The 20839-nt window shown below is 70.0% G+C and carries 18 protein-coding genes; 15 read left to right on the top strand and 3 right to left on the bottom strand.

The features are described 5' to 3' along the window. Window positions 1-23: 23 nt before the first annotated feature. A complete protein-coding gene (locus ABD655_RS04825; protein ID WP_344712026.1) occupies window positions 24-2048 on the bottom strand; it encodes a COG1470 family protein in 2025 nt (674 codons plus the stop codon). A 110-nt stretch (window positions 2049-2158) separates the two neighbouring features. Next, window positions 2159-2476, bottom strand: coding sequence for a PAAR domain-containing protein (locus ABD655_RS04820; protein WP_344712023.1), 318 nt, complete (start codon window positions 2474-2476; stop codon window positions 2159-2161). Window positions 2477-2647: 171 nt separating this feature from the next. Between ABD655_RS04820 and ABD655_RS04815 the strand changes: the two genes are divergently transcribed. The 9 genes from ABD655_RS04815 to ABD655_RS04775 all read left to right on the top strand — a co-directional run bounded on the left by ABD655_RS04815 (window position 2648) and on the right by ABD655_RS04775 (window position 13021). Further along, window positions 2648-3271, top strand: coding sequence for a response regulator transcription factor (locus tag ABD655_RS04815; RefSeq protein WP_344712022.1), 624 nt, complete (start codon window positions 2648-2650; stop codon window positions 3269-3271). Window positions 3272-3372: 101 nt separating this feature from the next. Continuing rightward, a complete protein-coding gene (locus ABD655_RS04810; RefSeq protein ID WP_344712020.1) occupies window positions 3373-4002 on the top strand; it encodes a Pvc16 family protein in 630 nt (209 codons plus the stop codon). 1 nt (window position 4003) lies between these two features. Beyond that, on the top strand, window positions 4004-6055 hold the full coding sequence (locus ABD655_RS04805; RefSeq protein WP_344712019.1) for an ATP-binding protein: 2052 nt from the start codon (window positions 4004-4006) through the stop codon (window positions 6053-6055). Window positions 6056-6181: 126 nt separating this feature from the next. After that, a complete protein-coding gene (locus ABD655_RS04800; RefSeq protein WP_344712017.1) occupies window positions 6182-6850 on the top strand; it encodes an eCIS core domain-containing protein in 669 nt (222 codons plus the stop codon). Between the two features lie 76 nt (window positions 6851-6926). Further along, on the top strand, window positions 6927-10232 hold the full coding sequence (locus ABD655_RS04795; protein WP_344712016.1) for a phage tail protein: 3306 nt from the start codon (window positions 6927-6929) through the stop codon (window positions 10230-10232). 129 nt (window positions 10233-10361) lie between these two features. After that, window positions 10362-11927 carry a phage tail sheath family protein gene (locus tag ABD655_RS04790; protein WP_344712014.1) on the top strand — a complete coding sequence of 522 codons (1566 nt, stop codon included), beginning with the start codon at window positions 10362-10364 and terminating at the stop codon, window positions 11925-11927. 28 nt (window positions 11928-11955) lie between these two features. Beyond that, complete coding sequence (locus ABD655_RS04785; protein WP_019180829.1) at window positions 11956-12402, top strand: phage tail protein; 447 nt, start codon at window positions 11956-11958, stop codon at window positions 12400-12402. Then, window positions 12402-12866, top strand: a complete 465-nt coding sequence (locus ABD655_RS04780; protein ID WP_344712011.1) for a hypothetical protein — start codon at window positions 12402-12404, stop codon at window positions 12864-12866. Before ABD655_RS04785 ends, ABD655_RS04780 begins: the two co-directional genes overlap by 1 nt. Beyond that, window positions 12863-13021: a DUF6760 family protein gene (locus ABD655_RS04775; RefSeq protein ID WP_344712009.1), complete on the top strand. Its 159-nt coding sequence runs from the start codon at window positions 12863-12865 to the stop codon at window positions 13019-13021. The genes ABD655_RS04780 and ABD655_RS04775 overlap by 4 nt, the downstream gene beginning before the upstream one ends. Before the next feature lie 413 nt (window positions 13022-13434). On the opposite strand, the gene ABD655_RS04770 is transcribed toward ABD655_RS04775, so the two are convergent. Further along, window positions 13435-13599, bottom strand: coding sequence for a hypothetical protein (locus tag ABD655_RS04770; RefSeq protein ID WP_344712007.1), 165 nt, complete (start codon window positions 13597-13599; stop codon window positions 13435-13437). 1501 nt (window positions 13600-15100) lie between these two features. Between ABD655_RS04770 and ABD655_RS04765 the strand changes: the two genes are divergently transcribed. The 6 genes from ABD655_RS04765 to ABD655_RS04740 are packed head-to-tail and all read left to right on the top strand — an operon-like array spanning window position 15101 to window position 20838. Next, the gene (locus ABD655_RS04765; RefSeq protein WP_344712005.1) at window positions 15101-15403 is read left to right on the top strand and encodes a hypothetical protein; all 303 of its coding nucleotides are present in this window, start codon (window positions 15101-15103) and stop codon (window positions 15401-15403) included. Between the two features lie 22 nt (window positions 15404-15425). Next, the gene (locus ABD655_RS04760) at window positions 15426-15869 is read left to right on the top strand and encodes a phage tail protein (RefSeq protein ID WP_344712003.1); all 444 of its coding nucleotides are present in this window, start codon (window positions 15426-15428) and stop codon (window positions 15867-15869) included. An 8-nt stretch (window positions 15870-15877) separates the two neighbouring features. After that, window positions 15878-16642 (top strand): CIS tube protein, encoded by a 765-nt coding sequence (locus tag ABD655_RS04755; RefSeq protein ID WP_344712002.1) that lies wholly within the window; start codon window positions 15878-15880, stop codon window positions 16640-16642. Then, the gene (locus ABD655_RS04750) at window positions 16626-18479 is read left to right on the top strand and encodes a VgrG-related protein (protein WP_344712000.1); all 1854 of its coding nucleotides are present in this window, start codon (window positions 16626-16628) and stop codon (window positions 18477-18479) included. Before ABD655_RS04755 ends, ABD655_RS04750 begins: the two co-directional genes overlap by 17 nt. A gap of 11 nt (window positions 18480-18490) precedes the next feature. Beyond that, the gene (locus tag ABD655_RS04745; RefSeq protein WP_344711999.1) at window positions 18491-18904 is read left to right on the top strand and encodes a GPW/gp25 family protein; all 414 of its coding nucleotides are present in this window, start codon (window positions 18491-18493) and stop codon (window positions 18902-18904) included. Continuing rightward, window positions 18901-20838 carry a putative baseplate assembly protein gene (locus ABD655_RS04740; protein WP_344711998.1) on the top strand — a complete coding sequence of 646 codons (1938 nt, stop codon included), beginning with the start codon at window positions 18901-18903 and terminating at the stop codon, window positions 20836-20838. The genes ABD655_RS04745 and ABD655_RS04740 overlap by 4 nt, the downstream gene beginning before the upstream one ends. The last annotated feature ends 1 nt before the right edge of the window (window position 20839 follow it).

Genomic DNA, 20839 nt, shown 5'->3' with positions numbered 1-20839 from the left:
CGCGGCAGCCCGTTGGCCGACCGTCACCCGAACCACTCGGCGTCGCTGTCGATCCAGTGGTGCGGAAGGCCGACCGCGGGCCGGGTGCGGCCGTCGCGGCGGTCGGCAGCCGTCGTCGGGTCGTAACTGAGCGTGACACCGCTCGCCCGGACCTCACCCGCATCGAAGGGGTCCGCGACGACGAACCTCATGGTGATCGTGGCCGGTGTGCCGGGGTCGGGGCCGGCCAGCGTACAGACACGGTCCACCAGAGCGCAGCCCGCGGGCGGGCCGACGGGGACGAGCCCTGCCGGCCAGTTCAGCTCCAGTCCCAGCGTCAAGGAACCCTCCGTGTACGCCGTGACCTCACCCGTGGGCTCGACCGCGGTGACGTCGATGGTCGCGGTCACGGTCTCGTCCTGCCCGGGATCCTCGTCCGAATCCAGCCTGACGTCGACATCGAACATGCGCTCGCTGACCAGCAGTCCTTCGGCGCCTCGAATCCACCGGTCCACCTCGTTGGCAGGCACATCCGTGAGGGAAGATCCCTCGACACTCAACGGGCCGACACCACGAGCATCGTGGGGGTCGAACCATACGTCGATCTGCCGTGTGGTGTTCCGCTCCTCGTCGGCGTCGGTACCGAAGTAGACGACGCAGTTCGTGTCCTCGCGTTCGTCGCAGACGTCGGTATCGAGGATCCCGGCGACGAACGCCGGCGGGACGATCTGAAAGGCCATGGTCACCTCCTGATCGGTCCCGTCGCCTCGCAGGGCGTGGTGGATGATCACCGTGGCATCGGGACCGCCGTCGGACGGCTCGAGATCGATCACCTCCATCCAGAACGGGTAGGGCGGGAGCGTGATGTCGGCCGCCGCCGCAGTGCCGAAATCTGCATCGGGCCCCGTCTCGAGCGTCGTCGCCTCGCCGCTTGCGAGGGTGACGAGCCGGTTCGCCCGGGCGGTCACCTCGCCCACGAATCCTGCCGGTGGTGTCGCGAAGGTGAGCTCGGCGTCACGGCGACCACCGGCGAGCTCGATGACGCATTCGTCGCCGGATCGCGGGCGGCCCTCCAGCACGAGATCGGTGTCGGGTTCGACCCAGGCCTCGCATTCGTCGTCGGCGAGCACGAGCCCCTCCGGCCACTCGACCTCCATGGCGAGCAGGGAGTTCGCGGGCGCTTCCTCGATCACAGGTTCGAGGCTGACCGCGACCGGGTCCCCGGCCCTGACCTCGTCGGTGGTGGCGACGACGACCATGCGCACGTCCGGCTCGGGCTGCGGCGTCTCACTCGTCGCGGAGGGTGTCGCCGAAGGCGTCGAGGCACTGCCGGGCACGCCGCCGAGTGCGACCGCACCGAGCCACACCACCAGCGCGACGACCGCCACTGCTCCCGCCGAGATCGCCGCCCCGAGCGCCCACCGGGCGAGGATGGGCAGTTGCGTGAAGGTACCGTCCAGCGAAATGGCCTGCCCCCCTTCCGGGGCGACGGTCACCACGAACGGATGCTGTGTCGGCTCGCCGCGCCACCGCAGTGACCTGGCGCGCACGCTGAGCTTGACGCTCTCGGTGCTGTGTGCGGGCAGGGCTGCGCGCGACTGGTCGACGAACAACGCGAGCTCCCCCGCCGAGACGGAGACTTCGGCATTCGTGTGCGCGTTGCCGGCGTTGGCGATCGTCACCTCCGCGACGCCGCTGCGGCGACCCTCGAGATCCGGGGGCGAGAGCATTGCGGACACATCACTGAACGACTGGACCATCGCGATGGCCTCGACGACCAGGAACGCGTCGGGCTGGCCGGCCGGGACGATGTGGAACCGCACGATCAGGTCGCCCAGCCGCCACCGGCCGGTGTCATCGAGCGTCAGCGTCGCCGCGGCCCTCACGGTCTCGCCCGGGCGCACGAGGATCGTGTCGGGTTCGATCACGACGTAGGCGGCCGCATCGTCGACCGCGGTCAGGTGGAAGGCCTCGACGTCAGCTCCGTCGTTGCGGACCGTCAGCGTGAGCACTTCCGGCTCGCCGGGCGTGACCGCGAGTGAGGCGGGCTCGATGTCGACCGTGGCCATCCTTCGACGCTACGCAACGACTCACGGACGGCGATCGGCCCTCCGACCCGCCATCGGGGCAGATGTCCTGCCCCTTGGGCCCCCTTGCACGGGGCAATCGCCGCTGCCGGTCAGCCCCCGATGATCACCGTGGGCGCGCCCGGTCCCGGCGCGATCGGTGCGCCGTGCATCGTGAGGTCGCCGACGCGAGCCGCAGGGAAGTTGCCGATCAGCACGGTCAGGCTGCCCTGGGCGATGCCGTTCGGCGCGGGCGACACGCACACGATGCCGCCGGGCGCGAGGTTCGCCACGGCCGCCGGCATCCCCCCGATCATCACCGTGGGCACTCCGGCGGCCGGCGTCACCGGCCCGCCGACGTGGGGCTTGACCCCGTCGACGAGTGCGCACAGCGCGACGTCTCCGACGCGAAGGGCAGGGCCGGTGGGCATGAGGTCACGCTACGCAGCGCCGTGACGCGAAACGAGCACGGAGGCGCGGCCGCCCGCGCACCCGCATGTGCCCGTTGAGAGCGCGTTGAGTGCGCGATGAGTGCGCTCGGGCAGACTCGCCGCATTCGCCGCCGGCGAGACCGGCGGCTCCCGTCGGCACCGGAGGATCCCATGACTCGAACCACCGTTCGCGTGTACGCGCGCGACCCCATCTCCGAAGCCGGCGTCTCGAGCGCCCTACGGCCGCGCCCGGAAGTGCGGGTCGTCACACCCGACGAGAGCGAGCCGCCCGACGTCGTGCTCGTCATCGTGGACGCCGTCGATGACGAGGCGCTGAACACGCTGCGATTCGTCCGACGCAATGGCGAGGCCCGGGTCATCCTGATCGCGTCTCACCTCGACGACCAAGACCTCGTGCGCGCCGTCGAATGCGGAGTCGTCGGCCTCATCAGACGGTCGGATGCGACGACCGATCACCTGCTTTCGGTGATCTCGTCCGCCGCAGTCGGCGAAGGCACCGTGCCGCCCGACCTGCTCGGACGCCTCCTCGACCAGGTCGGCCGTCTGCAGCGCACCGTGCTCGACCCCCGGGGGATCACGTTCACCGGCCTCGCCTCCCGCGAGATCGAGGTGTTGAAGCTCGTCGCCGAGGGCTGGGACACCGCCCAGATCGCGACCAAGCTCTCATACTCGGAGCGCACGGTGAAGAACGTGCTCCACGACGTGACGACGCGCCTGCAGTTGCGCAACCGCTCGCACGCGGTGGCGTACGCGATGCGCGAAGGTCTGATCTGAGCGGATGCCGCGGCTGACTGCCCGAGGAGGAATCCAGTGCTGCCCCCACGGGTGCCCCGCGCACGGGGCGCATTCGCTGCGCGGCATCCGACACTGAGGGCATGATCGGCGAGATCGACGACGCGATCCGCGCGCTCGTCAAGGCGTCGGACGGCATCGCCGCCGACATCGACGTCGCGCTCGATGCTCCGACGAAGGACTGGGCTGCCCGGCGCAACGCGCCCACCGTCGACCTGTTCCTCTACGACATCCGCGAGGACACGAAGCGACGCGAGTACGGCTTCTCGGAGCGACGCGACGATCGCGGCCTCGTCACGCAGCGCACGCCGGCGCCACGATACTTCAAGCTCTCGTACCTGGTCACGGCGTGGACGCAGCGCCCCGACGACGAGCACCGGCTGCTGGACGCGCTGCTGCGCTGCTTCCTGCGGTACGACGCCATCCCCGACGCCTTCGTCGTCGAGACCCTCGCCGCGACCGGTCTGCCGTGCTCGCTCAGTGTCGCCCAGCCCCCGCCCGAGGACCGCGCATTCGCGGATGTCTGGTCCTCGCTCGGAGGCGAGCTGAAGCCGTCGCTCGACCTGGTGATCACCGCGCCCGTCGCCCGGGGTTTCAGCTACCCGGTCGGTCCGCCCGTCACCGCGGGCGTGGAGGCGCAGTTCAGCGCGCCGGCCTTCGGCATCGACGAGAGCGCCGCGCACGCGGCATCCGCTCCGCCGTCGGGGAGCTGAGATGATCGACGACCCGAGCATCGCCCACCTGCTGGGCCGGGTCGGGGCGATCGAGGATCGCATCCGCCGGCTCGTGGCGGCGCGACGGGCGGTCGACCCGCAGCCCGACGATCCGTTCCGCGGGCTCTATCTCAGCGACGAGATGGTCGACCGGCTGCTGTCCGGCGTCCCCGGTGTGCCGGATTGGTCGGATGCCTCCGCCCGGCTCGCTGAGACCGAGCAGAACGCCGATCTGGCCGAGGCCGCCGGGCATTCCCTTCGCCTGCGTCGGCTGGCCACCGCATTCGCACTCAGCCCGATCGACGTGGACCTGCTCGTGATCGCACTGGCCGCCGACCTCGACCCGCGCTTCGAGCGGTTCTTCGGATACCTCAACGACGACGTGGGCCGTCGCCGGCCGTCGGTTGCCGTGGCCCTGGAGCTCTGCGGCGTGCCGCTCACCTCTGCAGCGGATCGGGCGCGCCTCATCTCCGGACCCCTGGTCTCGGGCGAGCTCGTCATCGTCGAGGACGAGGACCGCCCGCTGCCCGGTCGCGCGGTGCGGGTGCCCGACCGTGTCGTCGGGCACCTGCTCGGCGATGACACGCCGGATCGAGCGCTCGACGGCGTGCTGCGGGAACCGTCGACGGTGGAGTGGGGCGATGCGAGCCGGGTCGCGCAGGCGCTGGCCGCCGGCATCCGTCTCGTGTACCTGCGGGAGTCCGCGAGCGGGTCAGGGACGGCGGTGGCCGTTCGCGGCCTCCGTTCCCGAGGGCTCGGGGTCGTGCAGCTGGACCTTTCCCGGCTCGGCGGCGATCGTGACGCCTTCGCTCTCGCCCGGCTCGCGACCCGTGAGGCCCGCTTGCGGGGCTTCGGTCTGATCGCCGCGCCGGTCACGATCGAGATCGGCGCGGCCCTGGTCGAGACGCTGGCCGACTCGCCCCAGCCCACCGTGTTCATCGGCGACTCGACCTGGGATCCGCGATGGTGCCGCGAGCTGCCGGCGATGGCAGACGTCGAGCCGACCACGACGCAGGAGCGCTCTCAGCTGTGGCGCACCGCGCTCGGGCCTGCGGCCGACGGTCTGGATATCGCCGAGGCGACCGGCCCGTTCCGCCTGCGGCCCGAACAGGTGCAGCGCGCCGCGGCCACCGCGCGCACGCAGGCGACGCTCTCGAAGTCGGGCGTGGTGACCGCCGAGCATCTGGCGGCGGGCGCACGCGCCGAGAACGCATCGGCGCTCGACCGGCTCGCCCGCCGGGTGACGCCATCGGTCGGCTGGGACGACCTCGTACTGCCCGCCGGGCCGTTGAACGCGCTGCGCGAGATCGAACTGCGGGCCCGGCACCGCGAGCAGGTGCTCGGCGACTGGGACATGCGGCCGGGTGGCGGTCGCGGGCACGGCGTCGTCGCCCTGTTCGCCGGCGATTCCGGCACCGGCAAGACGATGTCGGCCGAGGTCGTGGCCGGCGGGCTGGGCCTGGACCTGTACGTCGTGGACCTCTCCACGGTCGTCGACAAGTACATCGGCGAAACCGAGAAGAACCTGGAGCGCATCTTCCAGGCGGCGGCGGGAACGAACGCCGTGCTCCTCTTCGACGAGGCTGACGCCGTGTTCGGAAAGCGGTCGGACGTGAAGGACTCGCACGACCGGTACGCGAACGTCGAGAGCGCCTACCTGCTGCAGCGCATGGAGACCTTCGACGGCCTCGCCGTCCTCGCGACGAACCTGCGGGCGAACATCGACGAGGCGTTCACGCGCCGACTCGATGTCATCGTCGACTTCCCGATGCCGGATGCCGCGCAACGTGCGCGCCTCTGGGACCGCAGCCTCGGCTCGCACGTGCGCCGTGCCGGCGACATCGACCTGCAGTTCCTCGGCCGGTCGTTCGAACTCGCAGGAGGCGGCATCCGCTCGGCCGCCGTGACCGCGGCGTACCTGGCCGCCGCCGATCGCGGCACGGTCCTCATGAAGCACTGCATCGTCGCCGTCCACCGCGAGTACCGCAAGCTCGGCCGGCTCGTCGTCGAGAGTGAGTTCGGTGCCTTCTGGCCCGAGGTGGTGGGCGGATGACCCGCGGTGTCGTGCGAATGACTCGGGGTGCCCGCTCGCGCAGGAGTCACTGCCCGAACGGGCAGATCGCCGCCGCGCCCCACCGGCCCGCGGTGCAATGGAGGAGGTCGATCATGGAGGTGCGCCATGCACGCACATGAGTGGGACGGCGCCGACGTCGAGAGCGGCCGCCGCAGCGCCGACAATGCCCGCGAGCAGGCCGTCGCGGTGCCCGGGCTCGCCGAGCGAAGACCCGACGTCCTCGGCAGCGCCGCGATGCTGCGCCTGCAGCGTGAGGCCGGCAACGGTGCGGTGAGCGACCTCGTCGAGGAGCAGCGTTCGCCGGTGCACGACGTCATCTCGTCAGGCGGGTCGCCGCTGGAACCGGGAGTGCGGACAGACATGGAATCGCGGCTCGGCCACGACTTCGGGGATGTGAAGGTGCACACGGATGCCGCGGCGCACGACTCCGCGAAGTCGGTCGGCGCGCACGCCTATACCGTCGGCAGCAACGTGGTCTTCCAGCGCGAGGCGTACGACCCGTCGTCGCAGGCCGGACGCACGACGCTCGCGCACGAGCTGACCCACGTCGTGCAGCAGCGCTCCGGTCCGGTCGACGGCACGCCGTCGGGTGGCGGCATAAGCGTGAGCGACCCCGGCGACAGGTTCGAACGCGCCGCGACCGACAATGCGGCCCGGGTCATGAGCGACCCGGCCCCGGTGCAGCGGCAGGACGAGCCGGAGGAAGAGGAACCCGTCCAGGGCATGTTCGTGCAGCGCCAGGGCGAAGAGGAAGAGGAGGAGGCGGCCGGCTGAGCCGCGACCGATCGTGGCACTGCGGCACGCCGAGCTGAGTCATCGCGGCGCGCGAGCGGCGATCACGCCAGAGCGCGTGGCAGCAGACGCCGCCCGGAACCCGGCCGCCCGAATGGTGCTCCACCTGCAGGCGACCGCCGGGAACGCGGCCGTTGCGACGCTGATCTCGTCCGCCGAGACCGCTCCGCGCGTGCAGCGCCTGAAGCGCGGCGTCATCCCGCCGCCGCCGGTTCCACCTCGGCCGCCGAACCCCGCGGCGCACCCGGGACTTCGCGCCGCCAAAGGGTCACTCCGATCGGCGACGCACGCGATGGCGAAGCATCCGCCGCCCGCTGCGAAAGCCGCGGAGGCGGCCAAGGCCGCGGCCCCGCCGGCCGGAGACCGTGACGCGCAGGCCAAAGAGGCCAAGGCGGCGGCCATGGGAGCCACGCCGCCGGGCGCATTCGACAAGGCCGGGTTCGTCGCCGCCGTGAAAGCAGCGATCGACCGCCAATCGCCCAAGACGCTGGAGGACGCCGACGAGTTCGGCAAGTCGGGCAAGTCGGACGCGATCGCGGCCGACGTGAAAGGCCGGGTCGCGCAGGGCAAGGACGGGGCGGCGAAGCCGATTGCGGAGGCATCCGCGAAGCCGCCCGACCCGTCGCGAGCGGTCGAGAAGGAAGTCGTCCCGATCCCGCCCGAGCCGCCGGTCGCCACACCGAAGATCGATGCGGGGCAGGCCGCGCCGGCACGCGCACCCCCCGAGCAGACCGATCTACGGAACGGCCCAGCGGAGACCGACCACAAGATGGCGGACGCGGGTGTCTCCGAAGCACAGCTCCGGAACTCGAATGAGCCGGAGTTCACAGGTGCGCTCACCGCGAAGCAGGAGGCCGAACAGCACTCGGCGACGGCGGCCGTCCCGGTCCGCGAACGCGAGGCGGCGACCATCGCGGCAGCGAAGCAGGGTGCGGGCTCTGCGGGAGCGCAGACCGCGACGGCGTTGCTCGGCGCGCGCAGCTCCGGCCAGGCCGGGGTCGCGGTGAAGCAGCAGCAGGCGCGCTCGAAGGACGAGCAGGAGCGCGCCGACGTCACCACGCACGTGACAGGGATCTTCGATGCGACGAAGAACGACGTCGATAACATCCTGAAGGGCATCGACCCGCAGGTCGACCAGGCGTTCACGGACGGCGAGGCCGCCGCGAAGAAGGCTTTCACTGACCAGCACACGGCCGAGATGAAGGCCTTCCGCGACAAGCGATACTCCTATGACATGATCGGCGCCGCCAAATGGGCCGCTGATCTTCTGCTCGGCCCGGAACCCGAGGTCAACCGGATCTTCCAGCGGGCGCGAGCGCGGTACGAATCCGAGATGACCAGGGTCATCAACACCATCGCCGACCTCGTGGGCCGCGAGCTCACCCGTGCGAAGGAGCGCGTCGCCAAGGGCCGGGCCGACATCGACACATACGTCAAGGGACTCAAGCCCGCGTTGCAGAAGGTCGGCGCGGATGCCGCGAAGGACGTCGGCGGTCGATTCGACGATCTCGTGGGCACGATCGATGAGAAGGGCCAGGCGCTGGCCGAAGACCTCGCGAACAAATATGTCGAGGCCCGCACCGCGGTCGACGACGAGATCACCAAGATGCAGGAGGAGAACAAGGGGCTCGTCGACAAGGCGAAGGACGCCGTCGGCGGCGCGATCGAGACGATCCTCAAGCTGAAGGACATGCTCCTGGGTGTGCTCGCCCGGGCTGCAGCGGCGGTCGAGAAGATCATCAAGGACCCGATCGCCTTCCTCGGCAACCTGGTCAACGCGGTCAAGGGCGGCATCGTGCAGTTCGGGAACAACATCCTGACGCACCTCAAGACCGGCCTCCAATCGTGGCTGTTCGGGGCGCTGTCGGACGCGGGCATCGAGTTGCCGGAGAAGTTCGACCTCAAGGGCGTCCTGAAGCTCGTGCTCTCGATCCTCGGCCTGACCTGGGAATCGATCCGCGCGAAGATCGCGGCGAAGCTTCCCCCGGGCGCGATCGAGTTCGTCGAGCAGGGATTCACCATCGTCCAGATCCTCATCAAGGAGGGTGTCGGCGGACTGTGGAAGGTCATCCTCGAGAAGGTCGGAGACATCAAGGAGATGGTGCTGACGCAGGTGAAGGAGATGGTCTCGATCGAGATCATCAAGGCGGGCATCGTGTGGCTGATCTCGCTGCTGAACCCGGCGTCAGCCTTCGTCAAGGCGTGCAAGATGATCTACGACGTCGTCATGTTCTTCGTCGAGAAGGCCGACCAGATCAAGGCGTTCGTCGACTCCATTCTCGACTCGGTCGAGTCGATCGCCGCGGGAGGCGTCGGCGCCGTCGCCGGCTACATCGAGAAGACCCTCGGCCGGATGGTGCCGGTGCTGATCGGCTTCCTCGCCTCGCTGCTCGGTCTCGGTGGCATCTCCGGGAAGATCAAGAAGATCCTCGAGACGATCCAGAAGCCCGTGAACAAGGCCATCGACTGGGTGATCGGCAAGGCGGTGGCGTTCGGCAAGAAGGCGCTCGCCCTCGGCAAGAAGCTCTGGAACAAGGCCAAGGAGAAGGGCAAGGCCGCCTTCGGAAAGCTGAAGAAGAAGCTCGGGATCAAGGAGAAGACCCCGGAGCAGATCGAGAAGGAGAAGCAGGCACGTCTGGACAAGGGCGTGGCGGCAGGCCTCAAGATCGTGGAGAGATTCGCGAAGCGCCCCCTGCTGAAGGCTGTCGTTGCTCCCCTGATGACCGCGGTACGGCTTCGCTACCGGATGACATCGCTCGAGCTGATCGTCCAGGACGGTGTCTGGGCAGTCTCGGGCGCGGTGAACCCCGCAAGAGTCGCCAAGTCGTCAGTCAAGCCCGGCGAGCAGGACAAGCACGTCGGCAAGGTCGCGCCGCACGGTTCCCAGCCCTCGCCACGACCACAGCTCTGGTCGGAGCATGTGATTCCGCGCGGCTACGTGAATGCCGTTCTGTCAGTCGGCGGCGTGTCGATTCTGTCGAAGGCGGAGTACGACAGCCTGCATACCGTCTTGACCTACCGGACAGCGCGCAGGGACAAGGACTTCGGCCCGAATCGCGACCTCAGCCTGATCAGCGGATTCTATGGCGGCGCCAAGGCGGTGAAGGCGGGAAAGGATACGGAGCGTGCCGAACTCTCCACCAAGAACATCGCAAACGCCAAGAAGGCTTTCTCGATGCTCTCGAACGGAGCGGTCAACCGGACCATCGACGCCGTCGCCAAGGATTGGAACGCCCACAAGTCATCGCGAGTCGACCCGGATGGGGCTCCCTATGCACTGAAGCCCGACGCTGGTGCGGTTTCGAGCGCCGCGGCGACGGAGCGCCAGGAGATCGAGGCGATCTTCGCCGCGCGTGGCATCTGAGTGCCGTCGCGAGCCGATGAGTGCCCGATCGCGCACTCACCGCTACCCACCCGCACGCACCGAAAGACTGCCGGCCGCGGCATCCACTCGCCGACCCTGGAGTGACACAAGCCAGCGAAGGAGTCCGGGATGCCCACCTACCTTTCACCCGGTGTGTACGTGCAGGAGATCGACGCCGCGACGCGGCCGATCGAGGGCGTCGGCACCGCGGTCGCCGCGTTCATCGGCTTCGCGCCGAGGGGGCCCGAGAACACACCCACGCTCGTGTCGAACTGGACCCAGTACGTCGACACGTTCGGGGGCCTGTACGAGGGCGCGTACCTCGCCTATGCGGTCTACGGCTACTTCCTGAACGGTGGCGGCAACTGCTATGTCGTGCGCATCGGAACGGCGGCGGCCTCCAGCGGCGGCAAGGCCGGGAAGCGCGAGCCGAAGCAGCTCGCGGCCGGCCCGCAAACCGCGCGGATCGGCGCCTACGAATTCGTCGCGAAGAATGCCTCCCCGAACGCCAAACCGATCAAGGTCGAGGTTGCCGACCCCGAGGGAGAGTCACCGGAAGAGGGCAGCTTCAAGGTCGTGGTGACCGCCGAGGGTCGCGCGCCCGAGGTGTACGACGCGGTGTCGGCCAAGCCCGACAGCCCGGCATTCCTCGTCACGAAGCTCGCCGAGTCGAAGCTCGTCACGGTCGAGGAGGTCGACCCGGCCTCCGCCGGCGTGCGGCTGCGCAACGGCACGTTCGACCTCGTCGTTCCCGAGCCCGAGGGGCAGCCCATTGTGCTCGACGACATCGGCGCGGCCGACTACATCGGCGACGCCGCCGATCGCACCGGGTTCAGCGGGCTCGAGCAGGTCGAAGAGGTGACGATGGTCGCCGTGCCCGACCTCATGGCCGCCTACGAGCAGGGATCCGTCGACCTCGAGACGGTCAAGGCCGTGCAGCTCGCCGTCATCGCGCACTGCGAGCTCATGGGCGACCGCATGGCCATCCTCGACCCGCCGCCGCAGCTCTCGGCGCAGGACGCGGTGAAGTGGCGGCGGATCGAGGCGGGATACGACTCGAAGTTCGCGGTGCTCTACTACCCATGGATCAAGGTGCTCGACCCCGTGTCGGGTTCGAACCGGTTCATCCCGCCGTCCGGCCACCTCGCCGGCGTGTGGGCGCGCAACGACAACGAGCGCGGAGTGCACAAGGCGCCGGCGAACGAGGTCGTGCGCGGGGCCGTCGAACTGCAGACGCAGCTGACGCGCACCGAGCAGGAGCTGCTCAACCCGATCGGCGTGAACGCCATCCGCAGCTTCCCCGGTCGGGGTGTGCGCGTGTGGGGCGCCCGCACGCTCTCCAGCGATCCGGCGTGGCGGTACGTCAACGTGCGCCGCCTGTTCAACTACCTCGAGAAGTCGATCTTGACGGCGACGCAGTTCGCGGTGTTCGAGCCCAACGACCCGGCGTTGTGGGGCAAGCTCACCCGATCCATCTCGGGCTTCCTGATCGGCGAATGGCGAAAGGGCGCGCTGTTCGGTCGGTCCGCCGACGAAGCGTTCTTCGTGAAGTGCGACGACGAGACGAACCCGGCCGATGTCATCGACGCGGGCCAGGTCATCTGTCAGATCGGCGTCGCGCCGGTGAAGCCCGCGGAGTTCGTGGTGTTCCAACTCTCGCAGTTCTCGGGCGGCACCAGCCTGGTCACCGAGTGACGACGATCGCAACCATTAGGAGCTTGACATGGCACTTGCAGATTCCTTCGATTCCTCACCCGCCTATGCCTTCAAGGTCACGATCGACGGCATCGAGATCCCGAAGGTCACCGAGGTGTCGGGCCTGAAGAACGAGGTCGACAAGATCGAGCTGAAGCAGCAGCTGGCCGACGGCAAGTACGTCGCCCGGCAGCTGATCGGCCGAGCCAAGACCGGAGAGTTCACGGTCACGCGCGGTCTCACCGATTCCAAGACGATCTCGGACTGGCTCAAGGTCGTGATGAAGGGCGACGTCGCCGGCGCCCGCAAGAACGCGTCCGTCGAGCTGCTCGACTACGAGGGCGGCACCCTCAAGAAGTACGAGTTCCGCAACTGCTGGGTGCGGGTCGTGGAGATCAATTCGCTCAAGGCCGGTGCGACCGAGCAGGCCACCGAGAAGTTCACGGTCTGCTTCGACGAGTCCGAGGTGACCTGATGCAGCGGGTGCTGGCGACGCGGTCGGGCGCACCCGAGTTCGAGAGCCCCTCCGGCGTGCCCGGTTCGGACGCATCCGTCACCGACGACGGGGCTATGCGCACCGAGTTCGCGTTCGAGTTGCCCCGCGGCTTCGTGAGCGCCGACGGCACGGTGCACCGCCGGGGCGTCATGCGGCTGGCAACCGCACGCGACGAGCTGCTCCCCCTCTACGACGCCCGCGTACAGGAGAATCCCGCGTTCACGACGGTCGTGCTGCTCGGCCGGGTGATCACTTCGCTCGGCTCACTGGGCACGATCGACGGTTCGGTGATCGAGAACATGTTCGCGTCGGATGTCGCGTTCCTGCAGGACTTCTACCGCCGGATCAACGCCGAGGGCCACACGCGCATCGCGGTGACGTGCCCGGAGTGCTCGCACCGGTTCACGGCCGATCTCGCGGGCGGTCGCCTGGGGGAATCATGACGTACTCGGCCGACCGCATCCATGAGGAGGTCGCGTACGTCGCCTACCACTTCCACTGGTCGCTGGACGACATCCTCGACATGGAGCACGCTCAGCGCCTGCGCTACGTGCACGAGATCGCAGCGATCAACACGCGGTTGAGCGAAGGCGGTTGAGGCGTGCGATGGCCGTGGCAGCGATCCGAGGAGCGGAAGACGGATGCCGCGCCGCACGATGCCGTGTCATCGGGCGCTGCGGCACCCGGCCCTGAGCGCGCTGTGCCGCCCGCGGGCTGGGCCTTCCTGCCACCGCTGCAACGGCAGATCTCGGATGCCGCACCGGCCACCCTGCGGCCGGCGTTCGTGGCCTCGCTGCCGACTCGGACCGTGCCGGCGTCGCTCGGAACGATGGGTCATCTCGTAGACGCGGCCGCACCGTCGGGCACGATCTCCGTCGACGGTCGGGCCCTCGCTGCTCCCGTGCAACGCGCGGTCAGCGCCGAGCTGAGCCTGCGGCATCCGCCCGCCCGAGCCTCGACGGCCGCAGCGCGGCAGACAGGCGCCGATACCGCGGGCGCCGGCCCGACGGCTCAGCGCGACGTGCCGGCGGTGACGGATGCCGCGGACACGGTGTCGCCCGTTCGGCCGGCCGATACCGGTGCCGCGCCGGGCGAGTCGGCGTCGCCGACCCCGGATGAGACCGGGGAGCCGCCGGAGATCCCGGTGGCGCCGGGTGCGACGACGGGCGACGGCATCTCGTCCGAGTCCGTGCCGTCTGTCCCGACGCTCGAACGCCGGACGCCGGCGCTCAGCCGCGCGGAGTCGACCGCTCAGGGGGTTCCGTCGCCCATCGGCGCGCGGCCTCCTGCCGCGTCCATCCAGCGTCGAGCTGCCGCGGAATCTCCTCCGTCCGCGGGACAACGGTCGGCCGCACCGGTCCAGCGGGCGGTATCCGTGGGACCGCCGGACGCCGGGCCGATCCAGCGTGGTGCCGACCTGGGCGCCCCACTCGCCTCCAACGCGGCCGGCGAACGGCCAGCGGCGACCCCGGTCCAGCGCCGACCCGGGCTCGGGGCACCCCTCGCGCCACCCCCGCCGCCGGCTCGCGAGTCGCGGATCGCCGAGCCCCTCGGCTCGGCTGCGCCGGGTGAAGGAACGCAGGAGAATCCGCGTGTTGAGCCTCCGGGAGAGTCCGAAACGCGAATTCTGCCCCGTTCTCGCACGGCAGGCGAGCCGGCGGGGACGGCCGACGCTCCGGTGCGCGTCGCCGACGCCCCGACGGGGACCGCCGACGTGCCGGTGAGCGCGGAGGCCCCGGTCATCCAGCGAGACCTGATCGCCGACCCGACGTTCGGCCCGGGCGATGTCGGACCCGATGCCCCGACGTCACCCGAGATCGCACCAAGCGCGTCCCTCGCGCCGGGTGCGGTGTTCGGCCGTCTCGGTGCCCACCCCGGGCAGCCGGCGAGCACCTTTCCGTTGCGCACCGTGCCGACCGTTGCCGCGCGAACGATCGACTCCGCGATCAGTTCCCGTCCGCTCGGCGCGGCGATCCAGACCGGCCGGGCCACCCGAGTTGTGGCGGCGCGCGTGATCGCCCCGGGGGTGTCCGTCAGCCACGCACCAGCCCCGGGCACAGAATCGGGAACCAGCACAGAATCGGCCGCGGAGTCCCCACCGGCACCGGCACCGGCACCCAGCCTGGGATCCGCAGCGCACGGTTCCATCATCGAGGCACGGCCGGTCGGCGCCGAACCCTCCGCGAGCCCGACGACGCCCCTTCCGGCACCGCGGCCCGCGCCGGTCCAGCGTGCCGTGAACGATGCCCGGACGATCGAGGCCCCCGCGCCGTCGGCATCACCGACCCCGACGGCCGCTTCCGCGCTCAGCCCACCCGCGGCACCGTGGGAGGCGACAACGGAACCAATTCCGGCGGCGGCGCCAGCGGTAGCGACGCGGGCAGGATGGACCGTGGCCCGCTCGACAGCCGCACCCCCGCCGACAGCATCGAAAGTCACCCGCCCGCCAGCCGCTGCACCCCCGACAGGGCGATCTTCCACGCTGGCGCCCGCGCCGGCGACGTCCACGGGAGCAGCCACGTGGGTGCCGGACTGGACGGAGACCCGTTCTGCGCCTTCGACCATCTCCGCACCCGCTTCCGTGCAGCGTGCGTTCGGCCTTCCGAGCTCACTGCCCTCACTGCCGTCACGACCGTCGGCGCCCGACCCGTCGTCCCTCGCCCCCTCCCCTCCCTCCATGCCATCGACGCCAGACCTGTCGTCGCTGGCGTCCCGCGTCCCCGATCTGCCGTCCACCGACGAGCTCCGGGCCCGCGCGGCCGACGCCCTGCCCGAGGCGGCCGACGCAGCGCGTTCGGCGTCCGACACGCTGACGCAGGCCGGGCGCGCCCTGTCCCCCGCTGCGGCCGGAGCCGCCGCCGCGCCGACCGAGAACGTCGAGCAGCTCGTGCGAAAGCTGTACGGCCCGCTCGTCCGCCGGATCAAGGCCGAGCTGCTGCTCGATCGCGAGCGTCGCGGCATCCGGATAGATGGAATCTAGAACCCGCTGAAAGGGGGCGCCCATGCTCACCGACACCGAGATCGCCGTCGGCGTGCACTACCTCGTGCACCTCGACGAGCAGGACCTCGGCGACTTCTCGAGCTGCGAGGGCCTCGGAGTCGAGGTTGTGCTCGAGTCGCGCGAGGAGGGCGGCAACAACGGGTTCGTCTGGCAGTTCCCGACGCGGCTGAAGTATCCGAACATCAAGCTCACCCGGCCGGTGAGCAAGCAGTCGGCCGACAAGATCGTGAACTGGGTGCTGGCCGCCGTCTCGGGGTTCTCGCGAGGCACGGGTCACATCGAGGCCAAGACCGCCGACGGCCAGACCGTCGCGACCTACGATCTCAACGACGTGATTCCCGTGCGCTGGACCGGACCGAGCCTGAACGCCGACTCGCCGAAGGTGCTCACCGAGACACTCGAGATCGCCCACAACGGCTTCGCGAACACCGGCTCGAAGTATTGAGGCGCCCCATGCCCATCACCAACACGGCCTCCGACACGAGCAGCCTCGTCCACGCCGCAATCGACGTGCACGAGCCGGGGCAGACTCCGGGAAAGGTCGGTGCGCTGCTCACCACGATCGAATTCCAGCTGAACCCGAAAGAGGTGACGATCGCGAAGTCGGCGAAGTGGGAGAGCAAGAACCAGAAGAAGGCGGCGTCGGCCCCACCCGCCACCTACCAGGGCCCCGACCCGCAGAAGATGAGCGTCGAGATGTACTTCGACGAGACGCGCCAGCGCGACGGCAGTGTCGTGAAGAACGTCGAAGCGCTGTTCGAGGCGTGCACTCCGACCAGCGCCTCGAAGGACGGGAACAAGCCGTCGGCGCCGTGGGTGAAGTTCAAGTGGGGAGTGCTGACGGGGTTCGTCGGCTACATCAAGAGCGTCTCGGCGAAGTACACGCTGTTCTCGCCCGACGGCAAGCCGCTTCGGGCAGTGTGCACGGTGGCGCTCGAGGAGCTCGCCAACGAACCCAAGAAGCAGAACCCGACGTCCGGCGGCCTCCAGCCGCGTCACGCGCACACCCTCCGCGAGGGCGACTCGCTGGCGGCCATCGCCTACCGCGAGTACGGCGATCCGTCCCACTGGCGCACGCTCGCAGAGGTCAACGGCATCGACGACCCGCTGCGCCTGCGTCCGGGCCACATCGTCCTCATTCCGACGCTCGAGGAGCTTTCGCAGACCGACGGTCGCGAGACCGTCCGGCGGGAGGTCGTCCGTGCCCGCCTCCACTGAGACCTACACGAGCCTGCTGCTCGTCTCCGTCGGTGGGAGCCCTCTACCGCCGGCCATTGCGAGCCTGCTCGAGCGGAGTCGGATCACGGATGCCGCGAACCTCCCCGACTCGTTCGAACTCGAGTTCGTCGACGCCGCCGGGATCGTGCTCGAGCAGGGCGGCTTCACGATCGGGGCACCGGTCACGCTTGCCGTCTCGCAGAACGGCGGCGACGGTCCGCAGAAGCTGCTCGACGCCGAGGTCACCGCCCTGGACCGCGAAGACGTCGGCGGTGAGCTGCGCACCCGGGTGCGCGGCCTCGACCCGTCGCACCGGCTCTTCCGTGGTCGACGCGTCGCTGCCTACGTCGACATGTCCACCGCCGACATCGTGCAGAAGGTGGCGCAGCGCGCGGGCGTCAAGGTCGGCTCGGTCAGCGGGCCGGCCACGATCATGCCGCACACGACGCAGGACAACATCAGCGACTGGGTGTTCCTGAAACGACTCGCGGATGCCGCGGGGTGCGTGTTCTCGGTCATCGACAAGCAGCTGCAGTTCGGCCCGCCCACGAGCGCGTCGACGGCAGGATCGGGGGCGGCGAACGCGAACGACGACCCGGTCGTCGTCGAGCATGGACGTAACACGACCTACCTGCATGCCACCATCACCAGCGCCGAGCAGGTCTCGGAGGTCGAGGTGCGGGGATGGGATGTCGGCGCGAAGAGCAAGGTCGTCTCCACCGCGCCGGCCAAGACCAAGACGACCGAGCTGCCGACGATCGACCCGGCGAAGGTCGCCGACGTGTTCTCGAGTCCCCGCTACGTCAGCGGGGACGGCGTCGGGGCGCAGCAGCCGCAGGACAAGCTCGCCCAGGCGATCGCCGCGCGCATCGCCGGCGGCTTCGCCGAGGTGGAGGCCCAGATCCTCGGCAACCCGCGCATCCGCTCGGGTGTCGCCGTGCGGCTTCGCGGATTCGGCGTGCCGTTCGACGGCCGCTACACGGTCACCGAGTCCCGGCACGAGTTCAGCTCCGAGCAGGGGTACACCACGACGCTCACCATCAGTGACGCCTCCGACCGGTCGCTGCTCGGAGTGGGCTCCGGTCCCGAGCTCGCGGCGGCGGGGCACACCGTTCCCGGCGTCGTCAGCGCGCTCGTCAGCGACATCTCCGGCAGCGACACCCAGCACGACGGGCGGGTGCGACTGACGTTCCCGTCCCTCTCCGACGACTACGTGAGCGGCTGGGCGCGCGTCGCGCAGTCCGGCGCGGGTGCGGAACGGGGAGCGGTCGTGTTGCCCGAGGTCGGGGACGAGGTGCTCGTCGCCTTCGAAACCGGACGATTCGATCGACCGGTCGTCCTGGCCGGCCTCTACAACGGCAAGGACCTGCCGCAGGGCGGCTGGGCCTCTTTCATCGAATCGGGCAGCGTGGTGCGGCGCAGCGTCACCTCGCGCGCGGGCATGGTGGTGGAGTTCCTCGAGAAGCCGGGCGAGGAGTCGATCCGCATCTCCACGAACGAGGGTGCGCAGCACGTCACCCTCACGCAGACCGCGGAGAAGGGCATCCAGATCATCTCCGAGGGATCGGTCTCGGTGGTGGCCAAGCGCGACGCGACGGTCACCGTCGACGGCGACGCCACGGTGACCGCCCGCCAGGGCGCCATCTCGCTCGCCGCCACGAAGATCGCCCTCGACGCGTCGTCGGAACTCGCCATCTCTGCCCCGCAGGTGAAGGTCGACGGGTCGGCCACCCTCGACCTGTCCGGCGCCGTGGTCGCGGTGAAGGCGACGGGATCCGCCGAACTCTCGGCGTCGGGCGTCACCGTTGTCAAGGGCAGCATCGTCAAGATCAACTGAGGGAGCATCGGATGTCGCAGGAGTTCGTCGGACGAGGCTGGTCGTTCCCCGTGCACGCCGACGCGGCCGGGCGCATCGCGCTCTCGTCGGACGCGCACGAGATCGAGGAGAGCATCCGGCTCATCCTCGCCACGGCACCCGGCGAACGGCCCATGCGACCGGAGTTCGGATGCGCCGTACACGACTACGTCTTCGCGCCCGCCGACGCCCGGACGGCGGGGGCGATCGGCGACGCCGTCCGCGTCGCCCTCGCGTTCTGGGAACCGCGCATCGACGTCACCGGGGTCACCGTGACATTCGACCGGACCGACGAGGGCGTGCTGCTCATCGACATCGGCTACAGCATCCGAGGTTCGAACGACCCGCGCAACCTCGTCTTCCCCTTCTATGTGATCCCGGACCGGACATCGGAGCGACTGCCATGACCCTCGACGTGCCGCACCTCGACGACCGCCGCTTCCAGGACCTCGTCGATGACGCCAAGCGCCTCGTCGCCGCGCGATGCCCGGAGTGGTCGGATCACAATGTCTCCGACCCCGGGGTGACGCTCATCGAGACGTTCGCGTTCATGACCGATGAGTTGCTGTACCGGCTGAATCGGGTGCCCGACAAGCTGTACATCGCCTTCCTCGATCTCATCGGCACGACGCTGTTCCCGCCGACGGCCGCGCGAGCCGATCTGGTCTTCTGGCTCGCCGCCCCGAGGGATGACGCGGTGATCGTGCCGGAGCACACCGAGGTCGGCACGCCGCGCACCGAGCAGACCGAGTCCACCGTGTTCCAGACGACCGCGGAGCTCACCATCCCGCCCCGCACGCTCGTCCACATCGGCAACCGGTCGGGCGAGAAGGCCGCGATGCGTGGCGCGCGACTGGGCGCCGACACGTTCGACGCGTTCGCGAACCCGCCGAGGGTGGGCGACGAATTCCTGCTCGGACTGGACGAGGCGGCACCCGGGATCGCGATCGGCATCCAGCTGGACTGTGCGGTGCGCGGCGTCGGCGTCGATCCGCTCGATCCGCCCACGGTCTGGGAGTCCTGGAACGGGACCGGCTGGTCGCGCTGCGACCTGGTCTCGGACCACACCGGCGGGCTCAACCAGCCCGGCGAGGTCGTCGTGATCGTGCCACGCGACCACGTCGCATCCGTCATCGCAGAAGAGCGGGGCGGATGGCTGCGGTGCCGGATCGTCGAACGCGAGGAAGGCGTGCCGAGGTACAAGTCGCCGCCGCTCGTGCGAGGTGCATCGGCCGCGACGGTCGGAGGAGTCGTGTCGGCCATGCACGCGCGGACGATCGACGACGAGATCCTCGGGCTTTCGGAGGGCGTGCCGGGGCAGTCGTTCCAGCTGCAGGAACGACCCGTCGTCGACGACGGCGAACCGTTCGTCGTCGAGGTCGGCACGGGCGGCGGATGGGACGACTGGGTGGAGATCGACTCGTTCGCCGGTTCCGAGCAGAACGGCCGGAACGTGATGGTCGATCGGGCGCGAGCGACCGTGATCTTCCCCCCGGCGGTCCGGGAACCCGATGGAACCCTTCGGACCTACGGTGCCACGCCGCCGAAAGGCGTGCCGCTGCGCGTGCCGCGGTATCGGGTCGGCGGCGGACGCAGCGGCAACGTCGCTGCCGGATCGCTCTCGGTGCTGCGGTCGACGGTGCCGTTCGTGCGTGGCGCCGAGAACCGCGCGGCGGCGCACGACGGCACCGATGGCGAGACCGTCGACGAGGCCAAGGTGCGCGGGCCGCTCGCGCTGCGCACGCGCGACCGCGCCGTCACGCTCGAGGACTACGAGCAGCTCGCCAAGCGCGCCGCGCCCGGGGTCGCTCGCACCCACGCCGTCGCCGAACCCGGCACGCTCGGCGTCCGCCTGCTCGTCGTGCCCACCGCCGCTGTCGGAGCCGACGGCCGCATCGAGTACGCGGACCTCATGCCCGGCACCGAACTCCTGGGCGCCATCGCCGACGAGCTCGAACCGCGGCGGCTCGCGGGCACGCGGCTGCTGATCGAGCGGCCCGACTACCACGGCGTCACCGTGGTCGCGAAGCTCGTCGCGCATCCGAGGGTGGCCGTCGATCGGCTCCGGACCGATGCCCTCGCGGCGCTCTACCGGCACTTCGACCCGATCCGGGGCGGATCGTCCGGAACCGGGTGGCCGTTCGGCAGGCCGGTGCTCGCGGGCGAGGTGTACTCGGTGCTGCAGGCGCTGCCAGGCACCGAGCTCGTCGACGAGGTGCTCCTCTTTCCGGCCGACCCCGCCACCGGCAAGCGCGGCGAGCCCGCACAGCGGATCGAGATCGGAGCGGACGCCCTGGTGTTCAGCTTCGAGCATCGCGTCCGCGTGACGGCGGGAACCTGAC

The sequence above is a fragment of the Microbacterium terregens genome (assembly GCF_039534975.1).
GTDB lineage: Bacteria > Actinomycetota > Actinomycetes > Actinomycetales > Microbacteriaceae > Microbacterium > Microbacterium terregens.
This window is presented reverse-complemented; position numbering and strand designations above follow the sequence as displayed.

Coding starts and splice junctions, on each gene's coding strand:
- ABD655_RS04825 (WP_344712026.1), bottom strand. CDS start 2,048: ATGGCCACGGTCGACATCGAGCCCGCCTCACTCGCGGTCACGCCCGGC.
- ABD655_RS04820 (WP_344712023.1), bottom strand. CDS start 2,476: ATGCCCACCGGCCCTGCCCTTCGCGTCGGAGACGTCGCGCTGTGCGCA.
- ABD655_RS04815 (WP_344712022.1), top strand. CDS start 2,648: ATGACTCGAACCACCGTTCGCGTGTACGCGCGCGACCCCATCTCCGAA.
- ABD655_RS04810 (WP_344712020.1), top strand. CDS start 3,373: ATGATCGGCGAGATCGACGACGCGATCCGCGCGCTCGTCAAGGCGTCG.
- ABD655_RS04805 (WP_344712019.1), top strand. CDS start 4,004: ATGATCGACGACCCGAGCATCGCCCACCTGCTGGGCCGGGTCGGGGCG.
- ABD655_RS04800 (WP_344712017.1), top strand. CDS start 6,182: ATGCACGCACATGAGTGGGACGGCGCCGACGTCGAGAGCGGCCGCCGC.
- ABD655_RS04790 (WP_344712014.1), top strand. CDS start 10,362: ATGCCCACCTACCTTTCACCCGGTGTGTACGTGCAGGAGATCGACGCC.
- ABD655_RS04785 (WP_019180829.1), top strand. CDS start 11,956: ATGGCACTTGCAGATTCCTTCGATTCCTCACCCGCCTATGCCTTCAAG.
- ABD655_RS04780 (WP_344712011.1), top strand. CDS start 12,402: ATGCAGCGGGTGCTGGCGACGCGGTCGGGCGCACCCGAGTTCGAGAGC.
- ABD655_RS04775 (WP_344712009.1), top strand. CDS start 12,863: ATGACGTACTCGGCCGACCGCATCCATGAGGAGGTCGCGTACGTCGCC.
- ABD655_RS04770 (WP_344712007.1), bottom strand. CDS start 13,599: ATGCCGTCGCCCGTCGTCGCACCCGGCGCCACCGGGATCTCCGGCGGC.
- ABD655_RS04765 (WP_344712005.1), top strand. CDS start 15,101: ATGCCATCGACGCCAGACCTGTCGTCGCTGGCGTCCCGCGTCCCCGAT.
- ABD655_RS04760 (WP_344712003.1), top strand. CDS start 15,426: ATGCTCACCGACACCGAGATCGCCGTCGGCGTGCACTACCTCGTGCAC.
- ABD655_RS04755 (WP_344712002.1), top strand. CDS start 15,878: ATGCCCATCACCAACACGGCCTCCGACACGAGCAGCCTCGTCCACGCC.
- ABD655_RS04745 (WP_344711999.1), top strand. CDS start 18,491: ATGTCGCAGGAGTTCGTCGGACGAGGCTGGTCGTTCCCCGTGCACGCC.
- ABD655_RS04740 (WP_344711998.1), top strand. CDS start 18,901: ATGACCCTCGACGTGCCGCACCTCGACGACCGCCGCTTCCAGGACCTC.